The organism is Mycobacterium sp. TH-M11 (assembly GCF_057473725.1).
The window spans coordinates 1-6,095 of sequence record NZ_JBYCLD010000343.1; the positions used below are offsets into that span (position 1 = coordinate 1).

The window sequence follows — 6,095 nt, forward strand, 5'->3', positions numbered from 1 at the left end:
GACGCGCCGAGCGATACCGCCACCGTACCGACGATCACCGTTGCCGCGATCAGGCTCCGAGTGATGATCAGCATGATGATGAAAATCAGGCACAGCGAACCGATTCCGGCGATCATCAGGTCGTACTTGGAGCCATCCTTCCAATCCTTGAAGGTGGCCGCGGTGCCGGCGAGATAAATCTTGGCGTCTTCCAGCGGGGTGCCCTTGAGCGCCTCCTCAGCGGCCTCTCGGATCTTCTCGATGCGCGCGATCCCCTCCGGCGAAGCGGGATCTCCCCGATGCGAGATGATCAACCGCACCGCCTTGCCGTCCGGCGAGAAAAAGTTGTTCAGTGCCCGCTTGAAGTCCTTGTTCTGGAACACTTCTGGCGGCAGGTAAAACGAATCGTCGTTCTTGGCCTGATCGAATGCATGCCCCATCGCGTTCGCGTTGGAGCTCATGTCGTCCATCTGATTGAAGATGCCGGACATGGTGCTGTGCATGGTCAGCATCATGGTCCGCATGGACTCCATGCTGTCGATCATCGGCGGGAACTCGGAAATCAACTGCGGCATAAGCGCATCCAGTTGACTGAAATCGTTGGTCAAGATCTGAAACTTGTCGTCGATCTCGTCGATGCCGTCGACTGCGTCGAAAATGGAACGCAGCGAATAACAGATCGGAATGTCGTAGCAGTGCTTCTCCCAATAGAAGTAGCTGCGAATCGGCCGCCAGGTGTCTTCGAAGTTGGCGACGTCGTCGCGCAGTTCCTCGGTGACAGCCTGCATTTCCCTTGTCTCACCGATCATCTTGTGCGTGATGGTGTTGAGCTCGACCATGTGGCCGTACATACGGCGCATCCGGTTCATGGTCTCTTCGAGTTCGTCGGCCTGCTTGAGCATGTCGTCCATGCGGGCCTTCTGGAACTTCATCGTCTGTAGCTGCCCGGCGTTCTGCATGCTCATTTGGAACGGGATCGACGTGTGCTCCATCGCCGTGCCTTCCGGGCGCGTAATCGCTTGCACCCGCGAGACTCCGGGCACCCGGAAGATGCCCTTGGCCAACCGGTCGAGCACCAGGAAATCCGCCGGATCGCGCAGATCGTGGTCGGCCTCGACCATCATCACTTCCGGCATCAACCTGGCCTGGGAGAAGTGCCGCTCGGCGGCGTCGTATCCCTGATTCGCGGCGATGTTGTGCGGGATGTAGAGCCGGTCGTTGTAGCTGGTCTGATACCCCGGCAACGTCAACAGGCCGACCATCGCGACCGCGCACGCCGCGGCGAGGATCGGCACGGGCCAACGGACGATGGCGGTGCCGATGCGCCGCCATCCCCGCGTCGAGATCCGCCGCTGCGGGTCGAACAAACCGAAGCGGCCGCCGACCACGATCACCGCCGGCACCAAGGTCAGCGCGACCGCGACCGCGACGACCATGCCGACCGCGCACGGCACACCGATGGTCTGGAAGTACGGCATCCGGCAGAAGCTCAGGCAGAACGTCGCCCCTGCGATTGTCAGACCGGACGCCAGCACCACGTGGGCCACGCCGCGATAAGTCGTGTAGAAGGCCTCTTCACGCGTCTCGCCATGCTGGCGAGCCTCCTGATAGCGGCCGAAGAAAAAGATCGCGTAGTCAGTGCCGGCGGCAATTCCCAGCGATACCAAGAGGTTCACCGCAAACGTCGAGAGCCCGATGAGTTGGTGATAACCCAGGAACGCCACGATCCCCCGGGCCGCGGTCAATTCGATGAAGACCGTGACCAGCAGCAACACCACCGTCCATACGGAGCGGTAGACCAGCAACAGCATGGTGAGAATCACCAGCATGGTGACCATGGTGATCTTGACCAGGGTCCTGTCGCCGCTGTGGTGCATGTCCGACACCAGCGCCGACGGGCCGGTCACATAGGTCGTGACACCTTTGGGTGGAGGTGTCCGGGCCACGATGTCGCGCACGGCCTTGATCGACTGTTCGGCCAAGGTGGTGCCCTGGTTGCCGGCCAGGTTGAGTTGGACGTAGACGGCTTTGCCGTCCGGGCTTTGGGCGCCGGGTGCAGTGATCGGATCGCCCCAGAAGTCCTGCACGTGCTGGATGTGCGCCGGGTCGGCCCGCAGTTGCTTAATGATGCTGTCGTAGTAGCGGTGGGCGTCGTCGCCGAGCTTGCCGTCGCTCTCGAGCACCAGCATCGCGAAGTTGTCGGAGTCGGACTCCTTGAACTTCTTGCCCGTCTCCTGCATCGCCTGCACCGACGGCGCGTCCTTGGGACTCAGCGATACCTGGCGTTCTTCGGCCACCTTTTCCAGCGGCGGAACGGCCACGGCCATCAGCACGATGAGCCCGATCCACGCGAAGATGATCGGCACCGCGAACCGACGGATCAGTCGCGGGCCGCGTGGCGGCTCGGTGCCCGCGACGCTCGCCTGGCGGCTGGTCATGCGCCCTTGAGAACGCAATAGGTAAAGGCGTTCACCTCGTGCGAGACGTGTTCGGCCTTGACCACGTCGTCGATGATGATCCGGCAGCCGAGGGTGTCGCTGTCACCTTGCGCCACAATGTTTCCCACCACCGATGCAGCCTTGGTGGTCATAGTGAGCGTCCACGGCAGTTTGGCGTTGTCCACATGCTGCGGGTCGGCGTTGGTGTCGAAGTAGCTGATGTCGGCGGTGCTACCGGGTGGGCCGTACACCTCGTAGGTGATCCGCTTCGGATTGAACGGCTTGCTGTCGTCGTTCGCGCTGTCGGAGTAGGACGGGCGCTTTTCAGAGCCGAAGATCCCGTGGATCCGGGATACGGTGAAGCCCCCGAGTCCGACCACGATCACAATGACGAGCGGAATCCACGCCCGCTCCAGCACCCTGATAATCGAAAACCCCTTCACCCGCTGCCGCTTTCCTGATCAGCCAGACTTCGCCCGCTCGAAGACATTCGCCCACCGACCGCCCGCGACGTCTCGGGGCGATAGCGCGGGCCTCATGACATCGCCAGACCACGACGAGTAAACCACGCCCAGCCCCTGGATCGTCGACTCATCACCCCCGCGGAACTGCGTTTGAGCCATAACGCATGGCATGTGCGTAAACGGACGGTACCGGCTTCCACAACGGCCCGCAATGCCTTGGGGTGCGTTATCCTCGCGCGGTGCCGAAGCTGACGTTCCAGCGTGCCCGCACCGAGGACAAGAAACGGCAGCGGGCCGCTGCGCTTGTCGAGGCCGCGCGCTCACTGGCGGTCGAATCGGGCGTCGCGTCGGTGACGCTCACCGATGTCGCCAACCGCGCCGGCGTGCACTACTCGGCGGTGCGTCGGTACTTCACTTCACACAAAGAGGTGCTATTGAATCTGGCCGCCGAAGGCTGGGCCCGCTTCTCGGACCACGTCTGCGAGAGCCTGCATGAGCCCGGTCCGATGTCGCCGGCCCGGGTCGCAGCGGCATTGGCTCAGGGATTGGCCGACGACCCCCTGTTCTGCGACCTGCTGGCGAACCTGCACTTGCACCTCGAGCATGAGGTCGAGCTCGAGCGGGTGCTGGAATTCAAGGAGGTCAGCAACGCCGCAGTGATCTCGCTGACCGACGCGATCGAGCGGGCGCTGCCCGGGCTGGGCCGCTCGGGCGCCTTCGACGTGCTGCTCGCGTCCTACTCGCTGGCGGCGCCGCTGTGGCAGCTGGCGAACCCGCCCAAACGGCTGGCCGAGGCGTACTCGAAGCGTGCGGACGTGCCGCCGGATTGGAACATCGACTTCACCGCCGCGCTGACGCGATTGATCACCGCGACGTGCGTGGGTCTACTAGCATCGGCCGATCAGGACCACTGCCACAACGACATATCGCCGCGCGGGTAGTTCTGGCAGTTCTCGGTTTCCTTGGCGACGACGCCCTTGTTGTTGAAGAAGATCTTCATGTGGTTGGGCCAGGCCAAGTTCAGCGGGTCGATCTGCGGGGCGTAAAAGTTCGCCGAGTAAGCACGGCGGTCCGCAGGCGACAGCGCGTAGAACCAATGCACCTTGTCGATCACGGATTGATTGACATTCGGGTGGTTGTTGAAGTCGATCATGTAGCGCTGATAGTAGACCGGCGAGTAATCGCGGGCGGCCGCGAGGAGTTGCTCGGCGTCGCAGGTTGTCGAGATCATCCGCCGAGGAATGGGAAAGTCTTCGGTGGAATCGTTCTGCGAACAGCCGTTGCACGGCGTGAACCCGGGACCGGGATCAGCCGACGCGACCCGCGGGAATCCGGTCGGGACCGTGAATACGGCGAGCGCGAGCGCTGCGAGTCCGGCGCGAACGGCGAGGCTCAGGCGATGAAGACGCATGTGACCACTATAACGCTCCGATTACGGCTGGGCGTAGCGGCTGGGAAGCTCGACTAATTAGCGGACTGGGTGATCCCCTTTGCGCGTCGAGATCGACGTTTTGGCGACAAAACTCCCGTGCAGAGCCGCCAAAACGTCGATCTCGACGCGGGGGAAGCCAACTTCCGCCCCGCATAGGCTTACTGTGGCGTCATAGCCGAGGAGCGGTGCAGATGAACCCACGCGACGAATCCGCCACAACGCTGGAAGACCTGCGCGGCGATCTGGCGCTCCGCTACCGCTGGACGCCCAGCGGCGGTTCCGCGCTGGACCCGGCGGTCGCCGAAGCCGACGTGGCGGCACTGCACCGCGACGGCTACGTCATCTGGGAAAACCTGCTCACCCCCGAGCAGTGCGACCAGATCCGCGACGAGGTGACGCCCTGGCTGGGGCACACCGGACGCAACACCTTCGAGGGGCGACGCACCCAGCGCATCTACAGCGTGCTGGGCCGGACGCGGGTCTGCGACGCGGTGGTCGACCATCCTCGGGTGCTGGCCGCGCTGGATCGGCTGCTGATGCCCAACTATCTGCTCTCGGCGTTGCAGGCGATCAACATTCAGCCGGGCGAGGCCGCCCAACTCGCTCACCACGACGACGGCTTCTATCCGATCCCCCGCCCGCGCGACCCGTTGGCCGCCGCGACGATCTGGGCGATCGACGATTTCACCGCCGACAACGGCGCCACCGTGCTCTACCCGGGCAGCCACACCTGGGGCAAGCGGCGGCCCGGCCCCGACGACAAGGCGATGCCCGTCGTGATGCCCGCCGGCTCATGCGTGTTTTTCGTCGGCACGCTCTGGCACGGCGGCGGAGCCAACTCCACGGCCGCCGACCGGTTGGCCGTCACCGCCCAGTACTGCCAGCCGTGGCTGCGGCCGATGGAGGCCTTCACCTTGTCGATCTCCCGCGACATTGCCCGCTCGGTGTCCGACGACATCCGCCGCATGCTGGGCTACAGCATCCACCCGCCGTTCGTCGGCGCGGTGGACGGTTTGCACCCCCTGCGGTTGCTGGACGACCGGTAGCGCGCACGCCCCCGGCAGGGGGATGGCAACATTCCCCCTATGACACGTCGCAGCGTGGCCCGCATCGTTGCCGGTGCGCCACTGATGGTTTTCGCCTTTCTCGCCGCCCCGGCCGCAACTCCGATCGCCACAGCCGACGGTTGCCCGGACGCCGAAGTGGTATTCGCCCGCGGCACCGGTGAGCCGGTCGGCCCGGGCGGGCCGGGGCAGGCCTTCTTCGACTCGCTGACCGCGCAGCTTCCCGGGAAGACGATCACGCTGTACCCGGTCGACTACCCGTCGACCACCGACTACGCCAACAGCGCCAAGGCCGGCGCCGCCGACGAGGTCGCCCACGTCGAGGACACCGTGGCGCACTGCCCCAAGACCAAGATCGTGATCGGTGGCTATTCGCAGGGCGCCGGGGTGGCCGACCTGACCAGTCACCAGCTGCCCGCACAAGTCGCCAGTCACGTCGCGGCCCTTGCTCTTTTCGGCAATCCGCAGAGTAGCTACGCAAAAGGTCTGGCCGACAACCAGATTCCCCCGCTCAACCCGAGCTACGCGCCGAAGACCATTGACATCTGCCTGCCGAACGACAACATCTGCGCCGAGGGCGGCAGCATCATCGCCCACCTGGGCTACGTTCCCGATGCCACCAACCAGGCCGCGACCTTCGTCGCACAGAAGCTGCAGTAGCTACTTCTTGCGGTCGGTATCCTTGCTGGGCTGAACGCATTTCGGCTCACCGGCATTT

The 6,095-nt window shown here is 64.2% G+C and carries 6 protein-coding genes; 3 read left to right on the top strand and 3 right to left on the bottom strand.

The window, feature by feature from the left end; all coding sequences use genetic code 11:
- A partial coding sequence (locus AC2VOG_RS13810) for an MMPL/RND family transporter (RefSeq protein WP_486940455.1) occupies positions 1-2,417 on the bottom strand: 2,417 nt, incomplete at its 3' end.
- A complete protein-coding gene (locus tag AC2VOG_RS13815) occupies positions 2,414-2,836 on the bottom strand; it encodes an MmpS family transport accessory protein (protein WP_486940460.1) in 423 nt (140 codons plus the stop codon). The genes AC2VOG_RS13815 and AC2VOG_RS13810, both read right to left, overlap by 4 nt.
- Before the next feature lie 266 nt (positions 2,837-3,102).
- Here AC2VOG_RS13815 and AC2VOG_RS13820 point away from each other — a divergent pair, with 266 nt between their 5' ends.
- Positions 3,103-3,822: a TetR/AcrR family transcriptional regulator gene (locus AC2VOG_RS13820; protein ID WP_486940456.1), complete on the top strand. Its 720-nt coding sequence runs from the start codon at positions 3,103-3,105 to the stop codon at positions 3,820-3,822.
- Here the strand turns inward: AC2VOG_RS13820 and AC2VOG_RS13825 are convergent.
- Complete coding sequence (locus AC2VOG_RS13825; protein WP_486940457.1) at positions 3,783-4,292, bottom strand: DUF5078 domain-containing protein; 510 nt, start codon at positions 4,290-4,292, stop codon at positions 3,783-3,785. The two genes, AC2VOG_RS13820 and AC2VOG_RS13825, sit on opposite strands and share 40 nt — an antisense overlap.
- A gap of 212 nt (positions 4,293-4,504) precedes the next feature.
- Between AC2VOG_RS13825 and AC2VOG_RS13830 the strand changes: the two genes are divergently transcribed.
- Together AC2VOG_RS13830 and AC2VOG_RS13835 are read left to right on the top strand one after the other, a co-directional pair.
- Positions 4,505-5,359, top strand: coding sequence for a phytanoyl-CoA dioxygenase family protein (locus AC2VOG_RS13830; protein WP_486940458.1), 855 nt, complete (start codon positions 4,505-4,507; stop codon positions 5,357-5,359).
- 39 nt (positions 5,360-5,398) lie between these two features.
- On the top strand, positions 5,399-6,037 hold the full coding sequence (locus AC2VOG_RS13835) for a cutinase family protein (RefSeq protein WP_486940459.1): 639 nt from the start codon (positions 5,399-5,401) through the stop codon (positions 6,035-6,037).
- Positions 6,038-6,095 lie beyond the last annotated feature (58 nt).